Origin of the sequence: Kribbella sp. VKM Ac-2568 (assembly GCF_004345365.1) — a bacterium.
GTDB classification, from domain to species: Bacteria; Actinomycetota; Actinomycetes; order Propionibacteriales; family Kribbellaceae; genus Kribbella; species Kribbella orskensis.
In genome coordinates, this window is record NZ_SLVF01000001.1 from 284,498 (window position 1) to 310,782 (window position 26,285).

Annotated in this window: 25 protein-coding genes and 1 riboswitch; of the genes, 15 read left to right on the top strand and 10 right to left on the bottom strand. The window is 69.0% G+C overall.

Annotated elements, in window-relative coordinates; genetic code table 11:
- Positions 1-240: 240 nt before the first annotated feature.
- Positions 241-1,443: a hypothetical protein gene (locus EV648_RS01375; RefSeq protein WP_132284212.1), complete on the top strand. Its 1,203-nt coding sequence runs from the start codon at positions 241-243 to the stop codon at positions 1,441-1,443.
- 307 nt (positions 1,444-1,750) lie between these two features.
- Positions 1,751-2,167 (top strand): class F sortase, encoded by a 417-nt coding sequence (locus EV648_RS01380; RefSeq protein ID WP_199234407.1) that lies wholly within the window; start codon positions 1,751-1,753, stop codon positions 2,165-2,167.
- 439 nt (positions 2,168-2,606) lie between these two features.
- Here EV648_RS01380 and EV648_RS01385 read toward each other — a convergent pair whose 3' ends face one another.
- Together EV648_RS01385 and EV648_RS01390 are read right to left on the bottom strand one after the other, a co-directional pair.
- Positions 2,607-2,936, bottom strand: a complete 330-nt coding sequence (locus tag EV648_RS01385) for an aldo/keto reductase (protein ID WP_132285028.1) — start codon at positions 2,934-2,936, stop codon at positions 2,607-2,609.
- Positions 2,929-4,113, bottom strand: coding sequence for an MFS transporter (locus EV648_RS01390; RefSeq protein WP_132284214.1), 1,185 nt, complete (start codon positions 4,111-4,113; stop codon positions 2,929-2,931). Before EV648_RS01390 ends, EV648_RS01385 begins: the two co-directional genes overlap by 8 nt.
- Before the next feature lie 133 nt (positions 4,114-4,246).
- Between EV648_RS01390 and EV648_RS01395 the strand changes: the two genes are divergently transcribed.
- The gene (locus EV648_RS01395) at positions 4,247-4,702 is read left to right on the top strand and encodes a MarR family winged helix-turn-helix transcriptional regulator (RefSeq protein ID WP_132284216.1); all 456 of its coding nucleotides are present in this window, start codon (positions 4,247-4,249) and stop codon (positions 4,700-4,702) included.
- Here the strand turns inward: EV648_RS01395 and EV648_RS01400 are convergent.
- Positions 4,649-5,086, bottom strand: a complete 438-nt coding sequence (locus tag EV648_RS01400; protein ID WP_132284218.1) for a MerR family transcriptional regulator — start codon at positions 5,084-5,086, stop codon at positions 4,649-4,651. The genes EV648_RS01395 and EV648_RS01400 overlap by 54 nt on opposite strands.
- Positions 5,087-5,218: 132 nt before the next feature.
- On the opposite strand from EV648_RS01400, the gene EV648_RS01405 reads away from it, so the two are divergent.
- The gene (locus EV648_RS01405; protein WP_132284220.1) at positions 5,219-6,565 is read left to right on the top strand and encodes a DUF1800 family protein; all 1,347 of its coding nucleotides are present in this window, start codon (positions 5,219-5,221) and stop codon (positions 6,563-6,565) included.
- 8 nt (positions 6,566-6,573) lie between these two features.
- Entirely contained in the window at positions 6,574-7,824 is a 1,251-nt protein-coding gene (locus EV648_RS01410) for a DUF1501 domain-containing protein (protein ID WP_132284222.1), read from the top strand.
- Here the strand turns inward: EV648_RS01410 and EV648_RS01415 are convergent.
- On the bottom strand, positions 7,814-9,118 hold the full coding sequence (locus tag EV648_RS01415) for a HAMP domain-containing sensor histidine kinase (protein WP_241994803.1): 1,305 nt from the start codon (positions 9,116-9,118) through the stop codon (positions 7,814-7,816). The genes EV648_RS01410 and EV648_RS01415 overlap by 11 nt on opposite strands.
- Positions 9,115-9,804 (bottom strand): response regulator transcription factor, encoded by a 690-nt coding sequence (locus tag EV648_RS01420; protein WP_132284224.1) that lies wholly within the window; start codon positions 9,802-9,804, stop codon positions 9,115-9,117. Before EV648_RS01420 ends, EV648_RS01415 begins: the two co-directional genes overlap by 4 nt.
- Before the next feature lie 114 nt (positions 9,805-9,918).
- Here EV648_RS01420 and EV648_RS01425 point away from each other — a divergent pair, with 114 nt between their 5' ends.
- Positions 9,919-10,098 carry a DUF3099 domain-containing protein gene (locus EV648_RS01425; protein WP_132189509.1) on the top strand — a complete coding sequence of 60 codons (180 nt, stop codon included), beginning with the start codon at positions 9,919-9,921 and terminating at the stop codon, positions 10,096-10,098.
- A gap of 13 nt (positions 10,099-10,111) precedes the next feature.
- Here the strand turns inward: EV648_RS01425 and EV648_RS01430 are convergent, their stop codons facing one another.
- Positions 10,112-11,053 (bottom strand): cation diffusion facilitator family transporter, encoded by a 942-nt coding sequence (locus EV648_RS01430; protein ID WP_132284226.1) that lies wholly within the window; start codon positions 11,051-11,053, stop codon positions 10,112-10,114.
- A 46-nt stretch (positions 11,054-11,099) separates the two neighbouring features.
- Complete coding sequence (locus tag EV648_RS01435; protein ID WP_132284228.1) at positions 11,100-11,411, bottom strand: hypothetical protein; 312 nt, start codon at positions 11,409-11,411, stop codon at positions 11,100-11,102.
- A gap of 198 nt (positions 11,412-11,609) precedes the next feature.
- Here EV648_RS01435 and EV648_RS01440 point away from each other — a divergent pair, with 198 nt between their 5' ends.
- The 5 genes from EV648_RS01440 (at position 11,610) to EV648_RS01460 (ending at position 17,175) form a co-directional block, all read left to right on the top strand.
- A complete protein-coding gene (locus EV648_RS01440) occupies positions 11,610-12,200 on the top strand; it encodes a helix-turn-helix domain-containing protein (RefSeq protein ID WP_132284230.1) in 591 nt (196 codons plus the stop codon).
- A gap of 88 nt (positions 12,201-12,288) precedes the next feature.
- A complete protein-coding gene (locus EV648_RS01445; RefSeq protein WP_132284232.1) occupies positions 12,289-13,464 on the top strand; it encodes an FAD-binding oxidoreductase in 1,176 nt (391 codons plus the stop codon).
- Between the two features lie 8 nt (positions 13,465-13,472).
- Positions 13,473-15,278, top strand: coding sequence for an FAD-dependent oxidoreductase (locus EV648_RS01450; protein WP_241994804.1), 1,806 nt, complete (start codon positions 13,473-13,475; stop codon positions 15,276-15,278).
- A complete protein-coding gene (locus EV648_RS01455; RefSeq protein ID WP_132284236.1) occupies positions 15,275-16,177 on the top strand; it encodes a dihydrodipicolinate synthase family protein in 903 nt (300 codons plus the stop codon). Before EV648_RS01450 ends, EV648_RS01455 begins: the two co-directional genes overlap by 4 nt.
- Positions 16,174-17,175, top strand: a complete 1,002-nt coding sequence (locus tag EV648_RS01460) for a proline racemase family protein (protein WP_132284238.1) — start codon at positions 16,174-16,176, stop codon at positions 17,173-17,175. Before EV648_RS01455 ends, EV648_RS01460 begins: the two co-directional genes overlap by 4 nt.
- Positions 17,176-17,196: 21 nt before the next feature.
- Here EV648_RS01460 and EV648_RS01465 read toward each other — a convergent pair whose 3' ends face one another.
- On the bottom strand, positions 17,197-20,835 hold the full coding sequence (locus EV648_RS01465) for a hydantoinase B/oxoprolinase family protein (protein WP_241994805.1): 3,639 nt from the start codon (positions 20,833-20,835) through the stop codon (positions 17,197-17,199).
- Between the two features lie 44 nt (positions 20,836-20,879).
- Here EV648_RS01465 and EV648_RS01470 point away from each other — a divergent pair, with 44 nt between their 5' ends.
- The 3 genes from EV648_RS01470 to EV648_RS01480 all read left to right on the top strand — a co-directional run bounded on the left by EV648_RS01470 (position 20,880) and on the right by EV648_RS01480 (position 23,012).
- Positions 20,880-21,077, top strand: a complete 198-nt coding sequence (locus EV648_RS01470; RefSeq protein WP_255512777.1) for a D-glutamate cyclase family protein — start codon at positions 20,880-20,882, stop codon at positions 21,075-21,077.
- Between the two features lie 23 nt (positions 21,078-21,100).
- Positions 21,101-22,525, top strand: a complete 1,425-nt coding sequence (locus EV648_RS01475) for an aminopeptidase P family protein (protein WP_132284240.1) — start codon at positions 21,101-21,103, stop codon at positions 22,523-22,525.
- A 250-nt stretch (positions 22,526-22,775) separates the two neighbouring features.
- Positions 22,776-23,012 (top strand): hypothetical protein, encoded by a 237-nt coding sequence (locus EV648_RS01480; RefSeq protein WP_132189518.1) that lies wholly within the window; start codon positions 22,776-22,778, stop codon positions 23,010-23,012.
- A 79-nt stretch (positions 23,013-23,091) separates the two neighbouring features.
- On the opposite strand, the gene EV648_RS01485 is transcribed toward EV648_RS01480, so the two are convergent.
- Complete coding sequence (locus EV648_RS01485) at positions 23,092-24,594, bottom strand: alpha/beta hydrolase (RefSeq protein WP_132284242.1); 1,503 nt, start codon at positions 24,592-24,594, stop codon at positions 23,092-23,094.
- Between the two features lie 121 nt (positions 24,595-24,715).
- On the opposite strand from EV648_RS01485, the gene EV648_RS01490 reads away from it, so the two are divergent.
- Complete coding sequence (locus tag EV648_RS01490) at positions 24,716-25,090, top strand: DUF3817 domain-containing protein (protein ID WP_132284244.1); 375 nt, start codon at positions 24,716-24,718, stop codon at positions 25,088-25,090.
- Here the strand turns inward: EV648_RS01490 and EV648_RS01495 are convergent.
- On the bottom strand, positions 25,087-26,022 hold the full coding sequence (locus tag EV648_RS01495; RefSeq protein WP_132284246.1) for a hypothetical protein: 936 nt from the start codon (positions 26,020-26,022) through the stop codon (positions 25,087-25,089). The genes EV648_RS01490 and EV648_RS01495 overlap by 4 nt on opposite strands.
- A 139-nt stretch (positions 26,023-26,161) precedes the next feature.
- A riboswitch (glycine riboswitch) is annotated at positions 26,162-26,254 on the top strand.
- The last annotated feature ends 31 nt before the right edge of the window (positions 26,255-26,285 follow it).

A 26,285-nucleotide genomic window follows, 5' to 3' on the forward strand; every position in this document is an offset into this window, starting at 1 on the left:
ACGCGCATGTCCGCAGGCGATTCCAAGTTGTTATGTCAGACTTTCGGCGAGTCGCGGCCGTTCGGCTTGCGTTCAAGCGGTTGTCCCCAGCAGGCTGGTCCGAGTCGGCTGTAACACCACGGCATCCGTTCACGATGTCGGCAAGGGGGATCGACTGTTGCCGACATCGGGTCACCGGACATCAAGGTCGGCCGCAAAATCGCCTGTCCACCGGACGGCTTGAGCAGTGGGGAAATTCTTGTGAACGACGTATCGCGGGCCACACGATTTCGTGATGCCCTGACGAAGGCTGCCGGCACGCGCGGCGCGACCATCCTCGGCGGAGCAGGTGCTCTCGTCCTTGCACTCGGAGGTGTGACGGTGCTGATGGCCCCGTCGGCCTCCGCCGACGGCGCCATCATCGACGGCAACCCGACGTGTGAAGACGTGATTCCCGGCTCGATCGAGGTGAAGTTCGATCCGCCGAACGCGGGGACCGAGTCCAATGGGGCGTTCTCGGTGACCATGTCGACGCGGACCCTCGCCGTCGATGATCCCGACCACGCCGGCGACCAGACCGGCGGCACGGTGGTGGACTTCGTCGCCACCGGCGGGTCCGTGCTGGGTGTCATCGTGAAGGGCGGCCCGGCCGCGAACTTCTACGACTACAGCCCTGGCGGCGTGCAGGCCGGCGCGTCACTGCACCCTCCGGTCAACTCGAGCAACGACAAGTTCTACGGCCTGAGCCACGTCAACTTCTGCTTCGGCGAGAAGTCGACGCCGACCCCGTCGCCGTCGCAGACGCCGAGCGAGACGCCTTCGGAGACCCCGTCCGAGACGCCTTCGGAGACGCCGTCCGAGACGCCGAGCGAGACGCCGTCGGAGACGCCTTCGGAGACCCCGAGCGAGACGCCTAGCGAGACTCCGTCGGAGACTCCGTCCGAGACGCCTTCGGAGACCCCGTCCGAGACGCCGAGCGAGACGCCTTCGGAAACTCCGAGCGAGACTCCGTCGGAGACGCCTTCGGAGACCCCGTCCGAGACGCCGTCCGAGACGCCTTCGGAGACCCCGAGCGAGACGCCGTCCGAGACGCCTTCGGAGACCCCGAGCGAAACTCCGTCCGAGACCCCCTCCGAGACGCCTTCGGAGACTCCGTCGGAGACGCCGAGCGAGACCTCTTCGGAAACTCCGACCGTGACGCCTTCGGAGACCCCGAGCGAGTCGCCGTCCGAAACCCCTTCGGAGACTCCGACCGTGGCGCCGTCGAGCACACCCAGCACCAGCGCTCCGGTGGTCCCGACCGCCGTTGACGCGGGTCAGGCAGGTAAGGAGACGGTCCTCACCGCCTCGGCGAGCACCAGCCACCAGAGCACCTGGGGTGCGGGGCTGCTGATTCTCGGTGGTCTGCTGTTGTTCGGTGGTGTCCTGAAGGCGCGGCTGCGTCGCGGTCAGCACACTGCCTGAGATGTTCGGTAAGCGTCGTCACCCGGATCGCTCTGGTTCACCTCGGTGGACCAGGGCGGCCCTGGTGGCGGGCGCCGTTCTGGTCCTGATCGGCGGCTACCTCGAGTTCAGAGGCGACCCATCGGCCGCCGATCAAGGCCCATCCCAGCCGCTCGCGGCGGCAAGTCCTGCACTGTCCAAGGCATCCGGATCACCGGCCGCAACGGCTGGTACTCCCACCGCCGTGCCGCCGGAGACTTCCAAGTCGCCGGCCAAGCCGAAGGCGACCAACACCCAAAAGCCCGCCGCCTCCGGAAGTCCCATCCGGGTGTCGGTACCGCGATTGGGCGTGTCCGCCAGGATCTTGCCGATCCGCGTTCGTAAGGGTGCGCTCATCCCGCCGTCCAACCCGCGGCTGGTGGGATGGTGGTCCGCCGGCGCCCGGCCTGGAGCGGCCAAGGGCTCGGCGATCATCACCGGGCACACAGTGCACACCGGTGGCGGCGCCTTCGACGACCTCGACCAGCTGAAGGCCGGGGACGCGGTCAAGGTGACCACGGGCAAGGGCAGCATCGCGTACACCGTGGTGGGCGTGAAGGTGTACCGCAAGAAGACGCTGGCCAAGGAGGCCGCCCGGCTGTTCGACCAGACCGTGCCCGGTCGGCTGGTGCTGGTCACCTGCGAGGACTGGGACGGCACCGCCTACCTGAGCAACGCCGTAGTCATCGCCAAGCCTGTCGCCTGAGAGCACCAGTCCTGGCGCCTTCGCCGGCCCCCGAATCCCGGAAGTCACCGAACTTGTCGGCAGCGGTAGGGGCCTGCCCCCATGGGACCGGCCCCTGGTCTCGCGGGGGCTAGCCGTCGGAACTTTGAATCGAAGGTCCTGCAACCGCATCGGCGAAGGTGCTGCACCGGCACGGATCGGGCGGTTACACCGGCACGGGCTCGGGTGGTTGCGTCTCCGGGCTGCGTGATGGTGCTGGTCGGGTGGTGTGGCGACAAGGCCCGGGGCTCCTGTGCCCTGAGGCCGCCGGTGGCCCCCCACCGGCACTTTGTGCACCACCTGAGCAGGCCCGGGCGGATCGAACGCTCACCCGGTGCACAAGGTGCCGCCTCAACCGCGCCCCATCGGCTCCCGGCCCGCGACCGGCCTCCCGATGACGGGTCGTTCGCCCGCTAACGCCTTACAAGCCGCCAGCCGCCGTGGAACCCGCCAGCCGCGCCCACCTGGCCCGGCCGCCACCCCACCTGCAGCCGGCCGGGTTCTCGCGGATTCGGGAGGGGTGTAGCGAGCCGCCCTTGGCCAGGGGGCTCCAAGCCTCGGTGGCGATGCCGTGGTCGTTGCCGTAGGCCCGTACTTCGGGCTGGACCAGGTACGGGTGGAACTCGACCTGGTTGACGGCGGGGTCTACCGACGACGTCGACGCCAGGTGGTCCAGATGGGACGGCTCGAAGTTGGAGACGCCGGTCGCGCGAACCTCACGGTGGGGATCATCAGGTTTTCCTTCAGACAGTAGTGAGAGCGGGTTCGGCGGTGAGGGCGGCGCGGCGACGGCGGTCCAGCAGGCCGGAGGTCAGCGCGACCGCGAGGCCGGAGGCGGCGAGGGCGGCGCCGACCCAGTTGGGCGCGGTGTAGCCGAGGCCGTGCTCGATGGTGAGCCCACCGAAGTAGGCGCCGACCGCGTTGCCGAGGTTGAAGGCGGCGATGTTCGCGGCGGAGGCCAACGCCGGAGCGCCCGCGGCCTTGTCCATCACCCGCTTCTGTAGCGGCGCCACGGTCGCGAACCCGGCCGCACCGAACAGCGCGATCGTGACCGCCGACGACACCTGTCCGTGGGCGGTGAAGACAAAGGCCACCAGTACTGCGGCCAGCAGCGCGAGGATCGCGTACAGGCTGGGCATCAACGAGCGGTCGGCCGCCTTGCCGCCCAGCAGGTTGCCCACGACCAGGCCACCACCGAACAACACCAGCAACCAGGTGACAGCCCCGGACGAGAAGCCGGCCACCTCGGTCATCATCGGCGCGATATAGGTGAACGAGGCGAACACCCCGGCGAAGCCGAGCGCGGTCATCGCCAACGCCAGCCAGACCTGCAGGTTGCGGAACACCGCCAGTTCGCTGCGCAGCCCGGGACCCTCGGCGGTGTTCTGCCGGGGCACCAGAAAGACGATGCCGAGCAGGCCGATCACGCCAAGCACGGTGACTGCCCAGAAGGTCGAACGCCACCCGAACTGCTGGCCCAGCGCGGTGCCGCCCGGAACGCCGAACACGTTCGCCACGGTCAGCCCGGTGAACATCAGCGCGATCGCACTCGCCTGCTTCGCCTTCGGCACCAGAGACGCGGCGACCACCGAGCCGACCCCGAAGAACGCGCCGTGCGACAGCGCCGCCACGATCCGCCCGGTCATCAGTACGCCGTACGAGGGGGCCAGGGCGGAGATCAGGTTGCCGGCGATGAAGACCGCCATCAGCGAGATCAGCACGGTCTTGCGGGAGATCTTCGAGCCGATCGCGGTCAGCAGCGGGGCGCCGACGACCACGCCGAGGGCGTAGCCGGAGATCAGCAGGCCGGCGGAGGGGATGCTGACACCGAAGTCGTCGGCGACCTCCGGCAGCAGGCCCATGATGACGAACTCGGTGGTGCCGATCCCGAACGCACCGATGGCCAGCGCGAGCAACGCAGCGGGCATGGCTGGATTTCTCCTCGAAGATAGTCTTGTGACTGTTACCGGCGTCCGCGATAGTTGCACACGCCGACTATTGCACGAGCGCCATGCTGCCTCATGCAACGATAAAGTTCAAGCGAGGCCTTGAGGAGGAGTTGTGGGACTACCGGATGACGCCGCTGAGGCGCGGGCCCAGGGTTGGCGCACGCTGGCGGCACTCCACGCCCGGATCGAGGACGAGCTGGAGCGCGCGCTGCAGAAGCAGCACGGGCTGTCCGTCAGCGAGTACAGCGTGCTCGACGTGCTCGCCCGCCAGGACGACTACCACCTGCGGATGAACCAGTTGTCGAACGCGGTGGTGCTCAGCCAGTCCGCGACGACCCGGCTGGTAAACCGCCTGGAGGACCGTCAACTGCTGCAGCGGTACCTGTGCCCGACCGACCGCCGCGGCATCTACACGGAGGTCACCAAGGCCGGCCGCGACCTGCTCGACCAGGCCCAGCCGACGCATGACGCAGTACTGACCGGGGCGCTCGACACGGCCTCGGAGCTGCCCGAACTAGCTCCGCTCGTCAATGCGCTCGCGAAGCTCGCCTTGCCCGCCAAGGTCTGAACTCGAACCACCCGCGCCGCTGTCGCGAAGGCTGATGACGGCGTCCAGGTAGTCGGCGACGGCGTCGCGGTTGCGGGCCAGGCAGTCGATCCGCGCGGTCATTCGGTCGCGCTCGCGTTCGAGAGTCGCGATCATCTCGGGCGTCGCGTCGGGGAAATGGATCGCCCGTGGCTTGTCCAGGCAGGGCAGGATCTGCTTGATGATGCGCGTCGGCAGCCCGGCATCGAGCAGTCCGCGTACCTGCAGCACCCGGTCCACTGTCGCTTCGCTGTAGCTGCGGTAGCCGTTGGTGCAGCGTTCGGAGACGATCAGGCCCTGCTCCTCGTAGTACCGCAGCAGCCGCCGCGGGGTGTCGGTCCGCTCCGACAGTTCGCCGATCCGCATCCGTTCCCCTCCAGCTTCCCTCACATCGGTGTGACGGTTCGAGCATACGAGCCGCCGAGGACGGCTGTGGGTTGGCTGAAGATCGGGGTCGGATGGTGGTGACCGCGGGGAGGGCTGGACAGGATCGGGGGCATGGGTGAGATCAGTGAACGTAGTGCCGTCCGGCGGTTGTGTGACCGGCTGGGCTTCGGGCCCGCGCCGGGAGAGCTGGACGCCGGGTTCGAGGCGACGCTCGCGCGGCGGCTCAGTACTGCGGCCGACGCCGCGACCACTCCGCCGCCTGTCCTGACACCGCCTCAGCCCACGAAGGCCCCCAGGAAGGGCGCCAAGCAGAAGGGCGCCGACGAGAACGGCGCCGACCAGGACAAGACCGCGGCCGACCGGGCCGCGAAGAAGGCGGCCAACAAGGCACGGGCCGCCCAGGAGGCGAAGCTGATCGGTTGGTGGCTCGACCGGATGGTCGCCTCCGACCGCGCGACCGAGCGACTGACCTGGTTCTGGCACGGGCATTTCGCCACCAGCAACCAGAAGGTCCGCAGCGCGCCGTTGATGCTCGCGCAGAACCAGACCTTCCGGACCCACGCCCGCGGCAGCTTCACCGATCTCGCCCAGGCGCTCGTCGTCGACGCGGCGATGATCCGCTGGCTGGACGGCAACGACAACCGCGAGGGCTCGCCCAATGAGAACCTGGCCCGCGAATTCCTCGAGCTCTTCACCCTCGGCATCGGCCACTACTCCGAGGTCGACGTCTTCGAAGGTGCCCGTGCCCTCACCGGTTGGACCGTACGCCGGACCTCGGCGAAGGCTGTGTTCGTCCCCGCGCGGCATGACTCCGGCGACAAGACGATCCTCGGGAAGTCCGGCGAGTTCGGCGCGAAGGAGTTCGTCGACCTGGCGCTGGCGAAGCCCGAGTCCGCGGAGTTCGTGATCGGGCGGCTCTGGTTCCGGCTGGTCTCGTCGACGCCGCCTTCTGCCGAGACGGTCCGACGCCTCGTCGCGGCGTACGGGAGCAAGCGCGACATCGGCGCGGTGCTGAAGGCGATGGTCGCCGAGGCAGCATTCCGGGACAGTGCGTCGGCCCTGGTGAAGCAGCCGGTGGAGTGGGCGGTCGGACTGATGCGGGCCCTCGGTATCCAGCCGGCCAAGCTCGACGACAAGACCCGGGTGATGCTGCTCGCCGCACTCCGTGGCATGGGGCAGTTGCCGCTGCGTCCACCGAGCGTCGGCGGCTGGCCCTCCGGCGCGAGCTGGCTGACCACCTCGGCCGGCGTGACCCGGCTGCGACTCGCTCAGCTACTGGCCAGGAAGGCCGAGCTCGGGCAGTTGCAGAAGTCCAGCGCGCGCGTCGACGGAGTACGGGTGCTGCTCGGTGTCGACGCCTGGTCGTCGCGGACGAAGGATGCGCTGGCCGGACTGACAGATCCCGCGCAGTTGACCGCCGTCGCGGCCTGCGCGCCCGAATACGTAGTGAGCGGTTGAGGAGAATCATGGACAACCTGACCCGACGCCGGTTCCTCACCATGAGCGGAGTCACCGCGGCCGGCGCGCTCGCGGTCGGAGCGACCCAGGTGAGCTGGTCCGACCTGATGAGCGCCGCCGTGCAGAATCCCTTGAGCAGTGAGGATTCGGTGCTCGTGGTGGTCACGCTGTACGGTGGCAACGACGGGCTGAACACGGTGGTCCCCGCGGCCGATCCGGCGTACCAGAAGGCGCGGCCGGACCTCGCCTACGAGGCGAACGAGGTGCTGGATCTGGGTGAAGGGCTCGGGTTCAATCCGGGTCTGAAAGGGCTGAAGGGGTTCTGGGACGACAAATCGCTCGCGATCGTGCGCGGAGTCGGCTACCCGGAACCGGATCGCAGCCACTTCCGCTCGATGGCGATCTGGCAGACCGCGTCGCCCAAGACGCCCGTGCCCACCGGTTGGCTCGGACGCTGGCTCGATGCCGCCGGGGCGGATCCGCTGCACGCGGTGTCGGTCGAGCCGACGCTGCCGCCCTTGTTGGCAGGGGCAACGACGGCGGCAGCGTCACTACCCGTCCGCGGTCTGAAGCTGCCCGCGGGCAAGGTCGGTACTGCGTTCGCCGCCTTGGGCCAGCCGAGTTCCGGTGAGGAGCATTGGCAGGCGCAGGCCGCGAAGTCGCTGCAGGATCTGCAGAACGCGGTGAAGGTGCTCGGCGGCGCGGTCCACGACCAGCCGGAGAAGGAAGACGACGAGGACGAGCAGCGGACCAAGGGTGCTTCCGCCGGTGGTGGGTCGCAGCTGGGTGCTCAGCTGGAACTGGTCGCCGGACTGGTCGAGGCGGGTGTTCCGACCCGGGCCTACTCGGTGTCGCTCGGCGGGTTCGACACGCATGCGGATGAACGTGGCACCCAGCAGCGGTTACTGACGGAGCTCGATGGTGCGTTGACGCCGTTCGTGCAGCGGCTGCGAAAGAGCGATCGTGGTCGGCAGGTGATCGTTGTCGTGTACTCCGAGTTCGGGCGGCGGGTGAGCGCGAACGGGAGTGACGGGACGGATCACGGCACGGCTGGGCCGCTGTTCGTCATCGGGGACAAGGTGCAGGGCGGGTTCTACGGCGAGCAACCGAGCCTGACCGACTTGTCCAACGGTGATCTGAAGGCGACGACCGACTTCCGTGATGTCTACGCCACGGTGTTGCGGGACGTGCTGGATGCGGATGCCGGGCAGATCCTCGACGGGCACAAGGGCAGCGTCGACGGATTGCTCAAGGTCTGAACGGGAGCGTCAGCAGGAAGGTTGCTCCCGGCCCCTTGTCGAGGCAGACGAGGTCGCCGCCGTGGGCTCGGGCAAAACCCCTTGCGATGGTCAGGCCGAGACCGGATCCTCGGCTGCGGTTGCCGTGCACCAGGCGCTGGAAGATCCGCTCCCGGTCCGCCGGCGGGACTCCCGGGCCGTTGTCATGGACAACGATCTCGGCGTGGTCCGGAGTGGCGGCGACGTGGAGCTGGACAAGACCGCTGTCGCCGGTCGCGTTGCGGGCGTTGTCGACCAGGTTCGCGAGGATCTGGGTGACGCGGTCGGGGTCGACGGCGATCTCGACGTCCGCTCCGCTGAGCTGGACGGTATGGCCGGGGGCTACCAGTCGGAGGCGGTCGGCCTGGGCCTTGGCAAGGTCCTTCAGCCGGACGGGCCGGCGACGCAGTACGAGGCCGGCGTCGATCCGGGCGAGCTCGAGCAGGTCGGCGACCAGGGCGCCGGCTCGGCGGGATTCCCTGACCAGCAGGAGTTCCAGCTCCTCGCGGCGTTCCGCGGGGCCGTCCGGGCCGAGCTGGACCAGGGTTTCCGCCGCGGCCTGGAGGCCGGTGACCGGGGTACGGAGTTCGTGGGCGGCATCGGCGACGAACTGGCGGAGGTGTGCCTCCGAGCCTCGGGCCGTGCGTTCGGCGCCTTCGAGGGAGTCGAGCATCTCGTCGAAGGCCGCGGCGGTGCGGCCGAGTTCGGTGTCGGGGCGGGTCGGCTGCAGACGGCCGCCTCTTCGACCGGCGGCGATCGATCGCGCGAGGGAGGTCATCGCGTCAAGCGGGGCGAGGGCGAAGCGCATGCCGAGAATGAGCGCGAGCGCGGTGATCAGGAGGGCGGCAGCGCCGGAGAGGAGCAGAACCCGTTGCAGGGTTCGGCTTGCGCCGTCGAGCAGGGAGGTGTCGGCGGAGAGCAGGAGAGTTGCTCCGCGGGTTCTCTGGCCGCCCACGAGGGTGGTCTTCACCTGGCGGATCTCACCGCTCGGTTCGACGGCCGGTGCGCCCAGTTGCTGTCCGTTGCGCAGGATGAGAGTCACCCGGATGCCGTCGGCATCGATCCGGCGTACCAGGTTGGCCGGCTGGACGTTCTGCCGCGCGAGTTGCTGGGCGAGCTGGGCGCGGCCGTTGAGCAGGGTGTTCAGGTTGCGCTCGGCCTGCGCGTCGAAGATCGCCTTCACCGCCAGCCCGGTGATGGGCAGCACGAGCAGCAGCACCACCAGCGCCGTGACCGTCACCCGTCGCCGCAACGACACCGTCCGCAACCCGCTCACAGCGTCTGCTCTGCCTCGCTGTTGTCCTCAGGAGTGCGGAGGATGTAGCCGGCGCCGCGGACGGTGTGCAGGAGCTGAGGGCTGCCGAGCTTGCGGCGCAGGGCGCTGACGTGGACCTCGACCAGGTTGGCCGCGTAGTCGTCGTAGCCCCAGACCGCGGCCAGGATCTGCGCCTTGCCGGCCACCTTGTCCCGCCGCCCGGCGAGGAACGTCAGCAACTTCAACTCGGTGGCGGTCAACTCGATCGGCTTGCCCGCCCGCGTCACCGCGCTGGCCTCCACGTCGATCACCAGGTCGTCGACCTCGAGAACCGTCCGTAGCCGGCCCATGCGTCGCAGTACGGCCTCGACCCGGGCGATCAGTTCGGCGAGAACGAACGGCTTGACCACGTAGTCGTCCGCGCCGGTCCGCAACCCGTGCAACCGGTCCTCGACGGCGTCCCGAGCGGTCAGCAGCACGATCCCCGCGTTCGAGGTCTGCCGCACGATCTCCAGCAAGGCGAACCCGTCCCGCCCCGGCAGCATCACATCCAGCAGCACCAGATCAGGCTGGAACTCCGCCAGGTCCTTCTCGATCGTGTCACCGTCACCCCTGGTCAGGACGGCGCATCCCGCCTCCTCCAGCGCGATCCCCACCGCGGTCCTGATCGCCTCCGCGTCCTCGACCACCAGGACCCTCGCCGCCATCCGCCTATCCTCCCACCAGCACCCCGCGTCCCGCCGTACCCCGGTCGCCACCTTCAGCTCACCTTCAGGTTCCCGGCGCGGTGGGAGACTGGCAGTGGGTGAAGGGAGTGTGCGATGAAGCGGCCCGACCGGCGCAAGGCGTACTTCTGGCTGATGGGCACCTGCCTGACCCTGATCGGCCTGGCCTGGTTCGTGGTCCGGCTGTTCTCGATCCCCGTCGCCATCGGCATGAGCGCCGTTGCCGCCGTGATCCCACCCATCGCCGTGATAGTCGCCAACCGCCCCGAGGACTGACCCCCGATGCGCGTCAGGGCTGATTGGCTGGGCCTGGGTCGAGGCTGGTTGCGGGTGTTGGGTCCAAGTAGAGGTGGCGGACGATGGGGAACTGGCGGCGTACTGCGGTGTCGATCCGCTCGGCCAGTTGTTCGACCTTGGCTCCGGTGGTTTCGGAGTCGTCCAGGTCGACCCGGACGACTACCAGGACCTGGTCCGGGGCGAGGCGCAGGCTGAGGAGTTCGACGACCTCGTCGATGCCTGGGGTGTCGGCGATCAGGCGGCGGATCTGGTCCTGCACGTCGTCGGGGAGCGCCTGGCCGATCAGCATCGACTTGTTGTCGCGGCCGAGCGTGAAGGCGACTCCGATCAGGAGCAGCCCGATCGCGATCGACGCGGTGCCGTCCCAGAACTCCTCGCCGGTGACCGCGCTGAGCGTGACCCCCACGGCCGCGATCACCAGGCCGATCAGTGCCGCCGAATCCTCGAAGGCGACCGTCTTCACCGCCGGTTCGGCCTCCTTCAGGTGGTCCAACGCCGAGACCCCCTGGTCGTGGGCCTCCCGGCGGACCTGCCGGACCGCGCGCAACCACGAGATGCCTTCGAAGATGAAGGAGACGAGGAGGACGGAGTACACGACTGCCAGTGCGGCGACCGGTTCCGGGTCTAGCACCGCGCGGATGCCCTCGGCGATGGAGAACCCGGCGCCGAGGACGAAGATGCCGACGGCGGCGAGCAAGGACCAGAAGTAGCGCTCCATCCCGTACCCGAACGGGTGCAGCGCGTCAGCCGGCTTCCGGCTGCGCTTGAGCGCGGTGAGTAGGAAGACCTGGTTGAGGGTGTCGGCGACGGAGTGCGCGGCTTCGGCGAGCAGGGCGGTGGAGCCCGACAGGAGCCCGGCGATGCATTTGGCGACCGCGATCGCGAGGTTGGCCGCGCCGGCCAGGAGAACTGTGCCTTCGGATTCGTCTGCCATCAACCTCGCGAGGTGCCCGATCGGGCGCTCGTCCAAACCGCTGGGGTCATTCCCTGAGCGCCCGCAGGCGGAGTACAAGGCCGAGGAGCAGGATCACCGCGAGGATGCCGAGGGTGAGCGGATCGCTGGAGCGGCCGCCGAGGTCGCGGTCCATCAGGTGGGAGATGAAGTGCACGATCGCTCCGGCGCTCCCACCCAGCAACGCCACTACGAGCGCATCCCGCCAGAAGAGCGCTCCCAGCAACGCGACCCCGACGCCGAGCTGGAACGCGCCCAGGTCGTGGAACAGGTGCAGATTGAACGGGTCGAACGTCGCGATAGTCCGATGAAAACTCTCCGGCCAACCGAATGACCACACTCCAGGCACCAGAAACGCCAACGCCCCCAGCACCACAGCCCCGCTGACGAACAGCTGACTCCCTCTCCATGGGGATGTGCCTGCGGTCGAGGGCTGCCGAACGCGTGAGGGTTGGGGCATGGGGGGCTCCTGGGGAGGGGGACGGTGCGGACATGTCGGGGGACACGGATGGGGGTCGGCGTGTGACATGCTCCGGCTGTGGCTGGTCAGGGTGCGGGGAAGGTGCTGGGGACGAACCTGCGTGCGCGGCGGGATGAGCAGGGGATCTCGTTGTCGGAGTTGGCTCGGCGGTCCGGGATCGCGAAGGGGACGTTGTCGCAGCTGGAGTCCGGGGCCGGGAATCCGACGATCGAGACGGTGTTCAGTCTGTCGAACGCTCTGGGTGTGCCGGTGTCGTCGTTGCTGAACGAGCCGCCGCCCTCCGACCTGGTGCTCGTGCGATCCACCGACCTCGATGTGCTGAGCGGGGACGCCGTCGATCTCCGGATGCTCCGGCGGTTGGAGAACCCGGGCGCGCTGCTCGAGATCTACGACCAGCAGATCCGCCCCGGCACGGTCCAGCACTCGGACGGGCACCCCGGCACCGAGCACCACGTGATCCTCACCGGCCGGCTCCGGATCACCGCGCAAGGTCGTCGACAGGAACTCGGCCCCGGCGACTACCTCGCCTTCCGCGCCAATGCCGCCCACGAGTACGAGGCTCTCGACGGCCTGGTCAGGTCCGTCCTGCTGCTCGAATACCCGCCGGACGTCCACCCGTCCGCCATCGACTGCGTGCACCCGGTCTGACCTCTCGCCCGACGCCCCGTTGACCCGGGACGGTTCGGCGTCGTACATTCGGAGCGTTCATTTTAGTGAACGTTTGGGAGGTGTGGGGATGGTCCTGGCTACCGGGTACGACGTTGTCGTCGTGGGGGCGGGGATCGTCGGCGCTGCCTGCGCGGAGGCGTTGTCCACGGCCGGGGTGCGGGTCCTGGTGGTGGATCGCGGCGGCGTGGCGGGTGGGACCACCGCTGCCGGCGAGGGCAACGTGCTGGTCTCCGACAAGGAGCCCGGCCCGGAGCTCGACCTAGCGATCGCGTCCCGCCGCGAGTGGCCCGCGGTACTGAAGCGCCTGCCTGAGCGGGTTGCCGATGTGGAGTGGGAACCCAAGGGCGGCCTGGTGGTCGCGACTACCGATCCAGCGCCGCTGGAGGCGTTCGCCGAGGTGCAACGATCCGCTGGGGTCGATGCCCGCGTGATCAGCGCCGCCGAGGCTTTCGAGCTGGAACCTCTGCTGACTCGCGCGGTGACGACCGCCGCCTACTACCCCGATGATGCTCAGCTCCAACCAGTACTTGCGGCCACGGCGTTGCTGGCCGCAGTACGGGCGCGAGGGGGTGAGGTGCGCACCGGCGTCAACGCTCTGTCCGTACGTCGATCCGCGGGCGGGCGGGCGACCGGGCTCGAGACTGACGCGGGCGTGATCCCGTGTGGGGCAGTGGTGAATGCGTGTGGGCCGTGGGCAGGGGCGTTCAGTGAAGCGGCCGGTGGCCCTATCCAGGTGCTGCCGCGGCGCGGGATGATCCTGGTGACGGCACCGCTGCCACTCTGTGTGCGGCACAAGGTGTACGACGCGGACTACGTCGGCGCCGTCGGTAGTGGCGAGGCGGATCTCCAGACCTCGACCGTGGTGGAGTCCACCCGCGGAGGCACAGTGCTGATCGGGTCTAGCCGGGAGCGGATCGGGTTCGACGACGCTGTGCGCGTGAATGTACTTCGGGAACTCGCGCGCAAGGCGGTCGGGCTCTTCCCGTTCCTCGCCGATGTGTCGGTGATGCGGGCTTACGGGGGCTTCCGCCCGTACGCGCCGGACCACCTGCCCGTGATCGGCGCCGATCCACGGATCGAAGGGCTCTGGCACGCGACCGGTCATGAAGGTGCGGGCATCGGCCTGGCGGCATCCACAGGTCGCCTGATCACCGAACTCTTCCTCGGTGTCGCCCCACACGTTGACCCCAACCCGTTCCGCATCGACCGACCAGCGTTGTTGCCGGCATCGGCGGTCTCATGAGCCCGTACTTGCGTTCAGTTGAAGGCGATCCGTCGCAACCGCGGCCCGGTACTCCGGTGCGCATCCTCGTCGATGGTGAGTCTCTCGAAGCGCGCCCGGGCCAGACGGTCGCCGCCGCGCTGATGGTGAGCGGCCGGGATTCGTGGCGGGCCACCCGAGGTGCTGAGCGTCCGCGCGGAGTCTTCTGCGGAATCGGCGCCTGCTTCGACTGCCTGGTCGTCGTCAACGGAACCCCCGACGTCCGCGCCTGCCAACGAACCATCAGGCCCGGTGACACCATCACCACCCAGCAGGGCGCCGTCCTTCCGACAACCTCCGAAGCAGCCGGTACTGCGACTCCGACCGCCGCTACGAAGGCAGAGCACCGAGCGACCCATTTCGTAGTTGTGGTCGGCGCTGGCCCGGCCGGGGTGGGAGCAGCGCTGGCGGCGGCGGACGCTGGAGTCGAAGTACTGCTGGTCGATGCCGGACGGGCGGTCGGTGGGCAGTTCCATCGGCAGTTGCCCGTGGAGTTCAAAGCGCGCAGACCCGAGCGGTTGCAGCACGGGTGGGGCGAGTTCTCAAGGCAGCGCGACCGGATCGCCAACCACAGCAGGATCACCCACCTCACCGAGAGCTCGGTCTGGGCGATCGAGCGAGACGCACAGTCCCGAGAAGAGCCTGCGCACAAGCGGAAGACCACTCGACTGTGGTTGCAGCAAGGTCCGGCCGATGCGGTCGGACGACGCGTCTGGCCGGTCGACGCCGCGGCAGTCGTGCTGGCGACCGGTGCGTACGACCGCGTGCTCCCCTTCCCAGGCTGGGACCTTCCGGGCGTCTACAGCGCCGGAGCCGCACAGGCATTGGCGAAAGGCCAGCGCATCGCGGTCGGCAAGCGCGTCGTCGTCGCAGGAACAGGCCCCTTCCTCCTGCCGGTCGCCGAGGCACTCATCGGCGTCGGCGCCGAGGTGGTCGCCCTCCTGGAGGCCAACCGCCCATCGACCGTCCTGAAGGGCTGGCGCACCGACCCACTGGTTGCCCCCAGCAAGCTAACCGAAGCACTCGGGTACGGCGCACTCCTCGCGCGCCACCGCATCCCACTGAAGCACGGCAGGACCGTCATCGCCGCCCACGGCCGGGACCGGGTGGAGTCCGTCACCACCGCCAAACTCGACCACCACTGGAACCCCATCAGGGGAACCGAGCAGCAGGTCGAGGTCGACGCCGTGTGCTTGGGCTTCGGGTTCACCGCCCAACTGGAGTTGGCGATCTCGGCCCACTGCGACCTCGGCATTGGACCCGACGGTGGACCGGCAGTCATCGTCGACGAGAATCAGCAGACCAGTACGCCAGGAGTGTTCGCCGCCGGCGAGCTCACCGGCATCGGCGGAGCCGCACTCGCCGCAGCAGAAGGCGAAGTAGCCGGCGCCGCGGCCGCCCTTTCCTTGCAAGCAACCAGCCGACCGCCCAGCAACAAGGCAGTCACCAAGGCAAGACGATTCGCCGCCGCTCTGGCGAAGGCATATCCGGTCAAGCCCGGCTGGCAGACCTGGAGCGACGACACCACTGTCGTCTGCCGTTGCGAGGAAGTCACCCGAGCCGACCTGCAAGAAGCGGTCACCCAACGGGAAGCGACAGGCAGAAGCCTCAAGCTGACCTGCCGAGTCGGCCTCGGCCTCTGCCAGGGACGCGTCTGCGCCCGCACCGTGGCAGACCTCGCCACGCACGACATCGCAGTACCAGCAGGACAGACAAGCAGTGATTTCAAGAGGCCGGTGGGGCAGCCCGTGCGGCTCGGAGACCTAGCAGCAGCAGAGATTCAGGAGGACTTATGAGCGAGAAACTGGATGGCGTGATCGTCGCCACCGCCCTGCCGTACGCCGAGGACGCCGCCGCGCCGGCCGGGTTGCGGCCCGACTTCGACCGGTACGCCGAGCACTGCCGCTGGTTGATCGCCAGCGGCTGCCGGGGCGTCGGCCCGAACGGGTCGCTGGGGGAGTACTCGTCCCTCACCGACGAGGAGCGCCGCAAGGTGGCGCAGACCGCGATCGAGGCGGTCGGCGACGACGGGATCGTCGTGGTCGGCGTGCACGGCGCCGGTGCGCACCAGGCGCGCTCGTGGGCCGAGAAGGCGGCGGAGGACGGTGCGGACGGCGTACTGTGCCTGCCGCCGACCATGTACCGCGCGAACCGTGGCGAGGTGATCCAGCACTACACCGAGGTCGCCAAGGCCGGGCTGCCGGTGATGGTCTACAACAACCCGCACGACACCAAGGTCGACCTGACCCCGGACATCCTCGCGGAGCTGGCCGAGATCGAGAACATCGTCGCGGTGAAGGAGTTCTCCGGCGATGTCCGGCGCATCCTCGAGATCCGCGAGTCCGCGCCGAACCTCACGGTGGTCGCGGGTGCCGACGACCTCACGCTGGAGGCGCTGCTGATGGGTGCGACCGGCTGGTTCGCGGGATTCCCCAACGTCTTCCCGGCCGAGTCCGTCCGCCTCTTCGACCTGGCGCTCGAAGGTAACCTGCAAGAGGCACGGGCGCTCTACGAACCGCTGGTCGCCGCGTTCCGGTGGGACTCGCGGGTCGAGTTCGTCCAGGCGATCAAGTACGGCATGGACTACGTCGGCCGGTACGGCGGCCCCTGCCGCCCGCCGCGTGGACCGCTCGTGCCGGAGCACCTCGCCCAACTGGAGCAGGACATGAAGAAGGCAGTGGAGTCGTTGACATGAGGTCGATCCGCACCCTGAGCGCCATCGACTCGCACACCGAGGGGATGCCGACGCGCGTCATCACCGGCGGCGTCGGCGTCATCCCCGGTGCGACGATGGCCGAGCGGCGCGAGTACTTCCTCGAGCACGACGACGACCTCAGGCTGTTCCTGATGAACGAGCCGCGCGGGCACTCCGCGATGAGCGGCGCGATCCTGCAGCCGCCGACCCGGCCGGACGCCGACTGGGGTGTGCTCTACATCGAGGTCTCGGGGTGCCTGCCGATGTGCGGGCACGGCACGATCGGCGTCGCCACCGTGCTGGTCGAGTCAGGCATGGTCGAGGTGACGGAGCCGCTGACCCGGGTGCGGCTGGACACCCCGGCCGGCCTGGTCGTCGCGGAGGTTGCCGTCAGCAACGGCCGGGCCGAGCACGTGACGATCCAGAACGTGCCCGCGTACTCGCACGCCCTGGACGCGACGGTGAAGGTCGACGGCCTCGGCGAGCTCACCTACGACCTGGCCTACGGCGGCAACTACTACGCGATCCTGCCGCTGGAGCAACTCGGCATCCCGTTCGACCGGTCGGAGAAGGACCGGATTCTCCAGGCCGGCCTGGACATCATGGACGCCGTCAACGCCACCGACCGCCCGGTGCACCCGCTCGATCCGAGCATCCACTCCTGCAAGCACGTGCAGTTCACCGCGCCCGGCCGGGACGGCAGCCACTCGCGCAACGCGATGGCGATCCACCCCGGCTGGTTCGACCGATCCCCCTGTGGCACCGGCACCTGCGCGCGGATGGCCCAGTTGCACGCCCGCGGTGAGCTCGGGTTGAACGAGGACTTCGTCAACGAGTCCTTCATCGGCACCCGTTTCACCGGCCGCCTGCTCTCGGAGACCACCGTCGGCGACCACCAGGGCGTCGTACCGACCGTCACCGGCCGGGCCTGGATCACCGGTATGGGCCAGTACCTGCTCGACCCCGACGACCCCTTCCCGACCGGTTTCGTGCTCTGACGCCCGACGGCGCTTGGAGTGTCACGGCTGGTCAGGAGCCGGTGGCGAACCGTAGCCGCCGCCACCGGGAGTCTCGATGACGAACACATCACCGGCTGCCACTGGCAGGGAGTCGCAGCCAGCCATCTTCGTCACGGATCCGTCCACGTGCTCGATCCACTGGCGGCCAAGTCCGCCGGGCAGGCCGCCGGCCATCCCGTAGGGCGGCACCCGGCGGTGACTGGCGAGCGTCGTCACCGTCATCGGTTCGAGGAAACGGATCCGGCGACACCCACCGTCGCCGCCATCCCACCGGCCGGCGCCGCCGCTGCCTTCGCGGATCTCGTAGCTGTCCAGCCGTACCGGATAGCGCCACTCCAGGACTTCCGGATCGGTGAGCCGGGAGTTCGTCATGTGAGTCTGCACCACGTCGGCGCCGGCGAAACCAGGGCCTGCGCCGGCGCCGCTGCCCACCGTCTCGTAGTACTGATGCCGGTCGTTGCCGAACGTGACGTTGTTCATGGTCCCGGAGCCCTCTGCCTGGACCCCGAGCGCGGCGTACAACGCGCCGGTGATCGCCTGCGAGACCTCGACGTTGCCGGCGGCAACCGCCGAGGGATACTGCGGTGACAGCATCGAGCCCGGCGAGATGATCACTCGCAGCGGCTCCAGGCAGCCCGAGTTCAGCGGGATCTCGTCGTCCACCAGGGTGCGGAAGACGTAGAGCACGGCGGCCATCACCACCGACGACGGCGCGTTGCCGTTGCCGGGCTGCTGTGCGGAGGTGCCGGTGAAGTCGATCTCCGCCGTCCGGGCGTCGGCGTCCACCCGGACGGCCACCTCGATCCGCGCGCCGGAGTCGAGCTCATAGCTGTAGCTGCCGTCGCGGAGCGTGGGGATGACCCGCTGGACGGCCTCGGCGGCGTTGCGGCGTACATGCTCCATGTAGGCCGAGACGACATCCAGGCCGAAGTGGTCGACCATCGCCAGCAGCTCCTCGACGCCCTTCTCGTTGGCTGCCACCTGGGCGCGCAGGTCGGCGATGTTCGTGGTGGGGTTGCGGGACGGGTACATCGCGGAGGAGAGCAGATCGACCGTCTCGCGCTCCCGCAGCTCCCCGTCGGAGACCAGCAGCCAGTTGTCGATCAGGACCCCTTCCTCCTCGATCCGGGTGCTGTTCGCAGGCATCGAGCCCGGCGTGATCCCGCCGATTTCCGCATGGTGACCGCGGGAGGCGACGTAGAACAGGATGTCCTGCCCGGCCCGGTCGAAGACCGGCGTCACCACGGTGATATCGGGCAGGTGGGTGCCGCCGCGATAGGGGTTGTTGAGCATGAAGGTATCGCCGGGCGTCATCCGGCCGGCATTCCCGGCGATCACCGTCTTGATGCTCTCGCCCATCGAGCCGAGGTGTACCGGGATGTGCGGCGCGTTCGCAATCAGGTTGCCGCCTGCATCGAACAGCGCGCAGGAGAAGTCCAGCCGCTCCTTGATGTTCACCGACTGCGATGTGCTCTGCAGCCGCACCCCCATCTGCTCGGCGATCGACATGAACAGATTGTTGAAGATCTCCAGCATCACCGGGTCGACCGCGGTCCCGATCCCGTGCTGGACCGGTCGCGCCGCCACGCGGCTGAGCAGCAGGTGGCCGAGGTCGTCGACACCGGCTCGCCAGCCGGGTTCGACAACTGTCGTCGCGTTGGCCTCGGCGATGATCGCCGGTCCGTCCACCCGGTCGCCGGGTCCGATGTCGTCGCGCTGGTAGACGTCGACATCGGCCCAGGCGCCGCCGGCCGAGAACATCGGCACCCGCGCTGCCGCTCGCAGCTCGCCGCGCTGTCGCTCCGGACGGATCCAGGTCTCTTCGCCGGTCCCGGCAGCGCCCAGCAGCTCGAGCGACACCGCCTCGACGACGATCTGCTTGCCGGGCATCAGGAAGGAGAACCGCCGACGGTAGGTGGCCTCGAACTCCGCCACCATCGCGTCCACCTCGTCGATGGACACGGCGACCGCTGTGTCGGTGCCCTCGTAGCGCAGCAGCGCCCGACGGACCGCGGTGATCCGGCCGGCCGGGATGCCTTCGCGCTCGAGCTCGCGCCCGGCGTCCTCCTGGAGCTCGTCGAGGATCTGCGTGAGCTCGGGAAGGACAGCTCCGCTCAGCGTCGACTCGACCGCCCGCTCGCGCAGTGCGGCGACGTCGGCCACCCCCATGCCGTAGGCCGAGAGCACTCCGGCGAGCGGGTGGATCAGCACCTGTGTCATGCCCAGCGCATCGGCCACCGCGCAGGCGTGCTGGCCACCCGCCCCGCCGAACGTGGCCAGCACGTACCGGGTGACGTCGTATCCGCGTTGCACCGAGATCTTCTTGATCGCGTTGGCCATGTTGGCGACGGCGATGTCGGCGAAGCCGGCGGCGACCTCTTCCGGGCTACGCCCGTCCGCGATCACCCCGGCCAGGTCCGAGAACATCCGCCGGACGACTCCACTGTCGAGCCGCTGGTCGCCGTGCTCGCCGAAGACGGCCGGGAAGAAGCCCGGCTGAACCCGGCCGAGCATCACGTTCGCATCGGTGACCGTGAGCGGGCCTCCCTTGCGGTACGACGCCGGGCCCGGATCCGCGCCGGCCGAGCCCGGACCGACCCGGTAGCGGTTCCCGTCGAAGCTCAGGATCGATCCGCCGCCGGCAGCTACGGTGTTGATGCTCATCATCGGCGCCCGCATCCGGATTCCGGCCACCAGCGTCTCGAGCTCCCGCTCGAACTCGCCGGCGTAGTGCGACACATCGGTGGAGGTGCCGCCCATGTCGAAGCCGATCACCCGGTCGAACCCGGCTGACGTGCTGGTCCGAGCCATCCCGACGACGCCGCCGGCGGGCCCGGACAGGATCGCGTCCTTGCCCCGGAACGCATTCGCCTGCGTGAGCCCGCCGTTGGACTGCATGAACATCAGCCGGACGCCGTCCAACTCGGTCGCCACTTCGTCGACGTACCGCCGGAGGATCGGTGACAGATAGGCGTCCACGACGGTCGTGTCGCCCCTGGAGACCAGCTTCATCAACGGGCTGCACTCGTGCGACGTCGAGACCTGGGTGAAGCCGATCCGCCGCGCGATGCCGCCGATCGCCGCCTCGTGCCGGGAGTAGCGGTAGCCGTGGATACACACCACGGCCACCGACCGCAGGCCGCCGTCGTACGCACGCCGCAGGTCCTGGGTCACGGTCCGTTCGTCGAGCGGGACGAGGACCTTGCCGTCCGCGGACACCCGCTCGTCCGCCTCGATCACCTGCGAGTAGACGAGCTCCGGCAGCACGATCTGGCGGGCGAAGATCTTCGGGCGGTTCTGGTAGGCGATCCGCAGCGCGTCCCGGAAACCCTTGGTGATGACGAGCAGCGTGGGTTCGCCGGTACGCTCGAGCAGCGCGTTGGTGGCCACCGTGGTGCCCATCTTGACCACCTCGATCCGCTCGGCCGGGATCCGGTCGCCGGCCGGGACCTCGAGCAGTCGGCGGATGCCCTCGACGGCTGCGTCCTGATAGCGCCCGGGGTTCTCGGACAGCAGCTTGTGCGCCACCAGAGTCCCCTCGGGACGCCGCGCGACGATGTCGGTGAAGGTGCCGCCACGGTCGATCCAGAACTCCCACTTCCGCGCCATCCGGTTCCGCGTCTCTCCAGTCGCTGCCATGCCACCCACAGAAGCACACCGATGCCGACCGGCAGCAACAGTCCGTGCCGCCGCTGGACGTCGCGAAGCCGGACTTCGGGGAGCCGGTGGAGTTCGAACCGGGAGATGTGCCGGTGTATTGGGCTTGCGGAGTGACGCCTCAAGCTGCGTTGATGGCTTCTAGGCCCCCGTTCGCGATCACTCATGCCCCTGGGCACATGTTCGTGACCGACGTGCCCGACAGTGCCTATCGCCAGCTTTGACCACGCTTCTTTTGGGGGAGCAGATGAGTGAAGACCGGACCGAGGAACAGCGGAAGTCGTACCGGCCGATCGATGCGGCCGGGTTCCGTGAGTCGATCGCGCAGGGCTGGGGGCCGGTGGATCGATCGGTCCAAGTGCCGGCGGGGTTGGCCGAGGCGGCCGCCGAGCACCGGCAGAAGCTGAGCGCCGCGCTGCCGGGACGCCGGATCGCGGTGGCCGCCGGCCGGTCGCCCGTGCGGTCGAACGACACCGACTACCTCTTCCGGGCCGACAGCGACTTCGTCTGGCTCACCGGCTGCCAGGCCGAAGGCTCGGTGCTGGTGATCTCCGCCGCCGGCGACGCGACGCTGTATCTGCGCGAGACGGCCGGCCCGACCGAGGTCGACTTTTTCGCGAACGCCCGCGACGGCGAGCTGTGGATCGGGCCGGTGCCGGGCCTGAAGGACTGGTCCGAGGCGTTGCAACTGCCGTGCCGCCCGATCGAGGAACTTCCGGCCGCGGTCCGTGGCGCGGTGCCGTGGATGATGACCACGCACGGCGTGGAGCCGCTGCTCGACGCGTTGGTCGATGGCCGGCCGTCGGATACCCAGGAATTGCGGCAGACGCTCGCCGAGCTGCGGCGGCTCAAGGACGACTGGGAGCTGGACCAGTTGCGCGACGCGGTCGCCGCCAGCGTGCTCGCTTTCGCCGACGTCGCCCGTGAGCTCCCCGAGGCCGTCCGCGGCGGCGGTGAACGCTGGCTGCAGGGCACCTTCGACCGCCGCGCCCGTACTGCGGGCAACGGTCCGGGGTACGCGTCGATCGTTGCTGCGGGCAACCATGCGCCGGTGCTGCACTGGGTCCGGAACGACGGCACCGTCCGCGAGGGTGACGTGATCCTGCTGGACGCCGGTGTGGAGACCCGCACGCTGTACACGGCCGACGTGACCCGGACCTTCCCGGTGACGGGGGAGTTCACCCCGGCCCAGCGCCAGGTGTATGACCTGGTGCACACGGCACAGCTCGCCGCCCTGGATGCGGTCCGCCCGGGTGCGCCGTACCGGGCCTTCCAGTACGAGGCGATGCGGGTGCTCGTGGAGGGGCTGCGCGACTGGGGCGTGATCGACGCGTCCCTCGACGAGGCGCTCGGCGCGGACGGGCAGCAGCACCGCCGGTACGTCGTCTGCGGTCTCGGGCACTACATCGGGCTCGACGTGCATGACTGCGACTCGGCCCGACCCGAGACGTACTTCGCCGCCGACCTGGAGCCAGGCATGGCCCTGGCCGTCGAACCGGGTCTCTACTTCCACCCGAACGACGAGACCATCCCGCCGGAGCTTCGCGGCATCGGCATCCGTATCGAGGACAACGTGGTCGTCCACTCCGACCGCCTGGAGATCCTCACCGAGGCCCTCCCGATCACGCCGGACGGCCTGGAGCAGTGGGTCCAGGCCCATCTCCCAGAGTGACCTCGCAAATGCGTCCCGGGTGTGCTCGCGGAGCGTCGCCGTCGCCACCGAACGTAGTCAAGCAATCACTGAGAAAAATGTCGTCACAACCAGTAACGCCGGGCGGGTCCGCCACGATGTAGCGAGCGGGGGAGGGTCAATCTCGGCTCGGCGCGTGGCAGTGGGGGGCCGCGACCACGCGCCGGCCGAGCTGGCCCCGACTGGGACCCGGGGGGGATCCCAGGGATCTTTTGTACGGGGGGAAAGTCCGATGAACCTGCGAGTGCGGGTGGTTCACTGTGCCTGCGGCGGTGACCACCACTGGTACGCCGACATCGACGACACGGACGACCTGCAGCCCGACGATCCTTACTGGTTCGTCGACCGCTGCTCGTCCCAGTCCGCGGCGCTCGAAAAGGCCTGTGCCGAACTCCTCGACCTGTCGGCCCGCGCGTATGGGGGCGCCGCGCTGACCAGGGTCCAGGAAGCCGACCTGGTCCACGTCTGAACCGCAAGTGAGGTCCGGGCGGACCGAGACCCCCTCTCCCTGCTGGCGAGGGGGCCTCGGTTCTTTTCCCGTGCCGATGTCAGGCTGGCGGGATCGCCGGGCAGGAGTCGCCGCGCGCGGGCAGCCGGAGTGAGATCAGGTAGCTGTCCACGGCACCTTCCATGCAAGGGCTGGTCGTGTAGCTGCCGTGTCCCCAGCCTTCGTAGGTGAGCAGGACGCCCTGTCGCCCGAGCTGGCGGGCCACCTCGGTCGCCCAGTTGTAGCCGGCGGCCGGATCGTGGATCGAGTTGATCAGCAGCAGCGGGGTCTGCAGGTCGCGGACCTTCAGCCGGTGCTGCGGGTTGTCCACCCGGGTCGGTGAGCCGAGGCAACTCGCAATCGCGAGCAGCGCGCCGGGGTACTTCATCTCGGGGTAGTCCCTGGCCAACCGCTTCAGCTGGGCGGAGTACTGCGAATAGGCGCTCACCGGCAGGCTCCAGTCCTGGCAGAACACGGCGAACGTGTTCGACTGCAGCCCGGTGGGCGCGGGCGGTGTCACGACCACTGGCGGCTTGCTCTCGTCGAGCTGCTTCAGTAGCCCGGCGAGTGCCGGCCAGTGCGGGTCGTAGAGCTGGCGGAAGGCCAGGTAGCTCAGCATGAACGGCGGCAGGGCCGTGTTCGGCACTTTCGGGTTCGGCAGCTCACCGCGGTCGGCTCGCGCCAGCAGGCTCGCCCACAGAGCAGGGATGTCCCGCCCGTGCAGGGCGCAGGCGGTGTTGGCGTCGCACCACTTCACGAACTCGTCGAAGGAGTCCTGGGCGGTCGACGTCTGGGTGTCGAGGAACGCGCTGGTGCCCAGGCTGTGGTCGACCACGCTCTCCAGCACGATCGCCCGGACCCGGCTGGGGTGCGTCTCGGCGTACAGCTCGCCCAGCAGGGTGCCGTAAGAGCTGCCGTGGAACGTCAGCTTCGACTCACCGAGAGCCGCCCGGATCGCGTCCAGGTCGTGCACGGTCTGGAGGCTGTCGATGTGGTCGTACACCGGCCCGGTGTTGGCCCGGCAGTCCTTCGAGAGCTTCCGGTTGTACCGCAGCGTCTGATCGAACTCCGCTTGCGACCGGATGATCGGCGACGGCTGCTGAGCCAGCAGGGCGGCAGAGCACTTCACCGGGTTGCTGCGCGCGATCCCTCGCGGGTCGAAGCTGACGATGTCGAACCGGTCCTGCAGGTTCGTGCTGAACCTGCTCATCCCAGTCCGGATCCGCTCGACCCCGGAGTCGCCCGGGCCACCCGGTCCGAACACCAGCGAGCCCACCCGGTGGCTCGGATCCTTCGCGGGCCGACGGGCGAGTGCCAGGCCGAAGGTCGGGCCGTGTGGCTGGTTCCAGTCGACCGGGACCTGCAGGGTGGTGCACTGCGACCCCTTGAGCAGCTCCTTGTCTTCCTCCGTGTCGCCTGCCTCCGGCAGACAGTCCGACCACCGCAAGCCTTGTGCTGCTGTCTCCGGTACTGCGGTCGCGGGCGCCGGCGCGAAGGTGACGCCGGCCAGGGCGGTCGCCAGCACCGCACCCCCCGCGACGGTCCTTCGAAGTCTGAGATTCACAGGTCTTCCTTCTCGTTGGGGAACGACCCGATCCTCGGCAATCGCATTCCCGCGCACATCGGGATTGACCCCGGACCGATCCCCCGACCGGCTTGGGGGACTTGTTAGGGTCACAGACCTGATGACTGAGACGACTCCAGCGACGAGCCCCGCCACCAACCCCGCCACGAGCCCCGCTGATGAGACCGCGGCCGGCACCGGATCGAAGTACGCCAGGTGGTTCCGGGTGGTGGCGATCGCCGAGGCGGTCTCTTGGACCGGGCTGCTGATCGGCATGCTGTTCAAGTACGTGCTGTCGGACAACGAGCTCGGCGTGAAGGTCTTCGGACCGATCCACGGCACCATCTTCATCGCCTACGTGATCACGGTCGCCGTGGTCCGCAAGCCGCTGCGCTGGACCTGGCTCACCACGCTGGTCGCCCTGGCCGCGAGCATCCCGCCGCTGTTCACCTGGTTCTTCGAGCTCTGGGCTCAGCGCACCGGCCGCTTGCGCTAACGACGACCGCAAGTCCTGCAGGGCTTACGGGTCCGCAGGTAGTAGCCGAAGGTTGCGACAGCCAGGCCCACACCCCAGACGAAGTAGGCCGGCACTGCCACCCAGAAGAAGCTCTGCGGTAGGTCGATGCCGTCGAACGCAACCTTGCCCTGCAGGGTTTCCGCGATCATCTGCAGCAGGCCGACACCGAAGTACGCCGTGATGCCCGCGCCCAGGCCGGCGCCCGGCAGCAGCAACATCCATCGCGGGAACACCTTGCCGAGCCGGTAGACCAGCAGTAGCGGCAGTGCGATCCCGGCGAGCAGGAAGCCGCCTTCGAAGAGCAGCATCGAGAGACCGGCGGCATAGGGGGTTGTGTCGAAGCCGACGACAGCCTGGGCCGCCAAGCGGAGCAAACAGCCCCCGACCGCGATCCAGGCTGCCGCGACCGCCCACCTTGGTGTGGCGGTCAGTGCCTGCCTGCGGCCGCTGCACCCAAAGCAGGTCGGGTCCAGTTGGCGTTGCCGAGCCAGAGCCGTCCCGGCCAGCAGTGCCGCTCCGGCGAGTGCACCGAACCGGCTGAGCGTCCCAGGCAGGTCCCAGGGGATCCCCAGACCCGGCAGCACGCCGCCGACAACGTCCAGGAGAGCCATCGCGGACACGGCGATCCACCCAGTGGCCGCCGCCCACAGCAGCCCGATCACCAGCCGGTACTGCGGCCAGGTGGTCGCCGCGACCACCAGAGCCGCGCTGACCAGGCAGGCCGCCACCGACGGCCAGTCGGGGATCAGCAGGTCGCCACCCGGGAACTTCCACGCCGGCGCGTGCCCGGTGGCGAACCAGACCCGCACGAGGCCGTAGGCGGTTGCCCAGCCAAGGGTCAGCCGGGGGACCCAGCTCATCCAGGCTGGAGGCACCCGCGCCACGTCCGGAGTACGCGCGATCGTCGTCATGACCTCAGCCTCGCCGCGGGCGGCTGGGGCCGGATCCATCGTGAGAGGGAACCGCCTCCATCGCCGGATTGACGGGCGTGGCGGCAGCGCCGTACCGTCCAGGCGTCTGACAACTGCCGACAACTACACAGCAGCCGCATGAACCCGTGCGGGAGAGACCCGGGCTCGAACCGGGCGCCGTAGGAGCAACTCTCCCCAAGAATCTCTCAGGCACCTTCACCGCACGGGCGAGGCACCTCTGAAGGGCAGCAGCCCAACAGAGC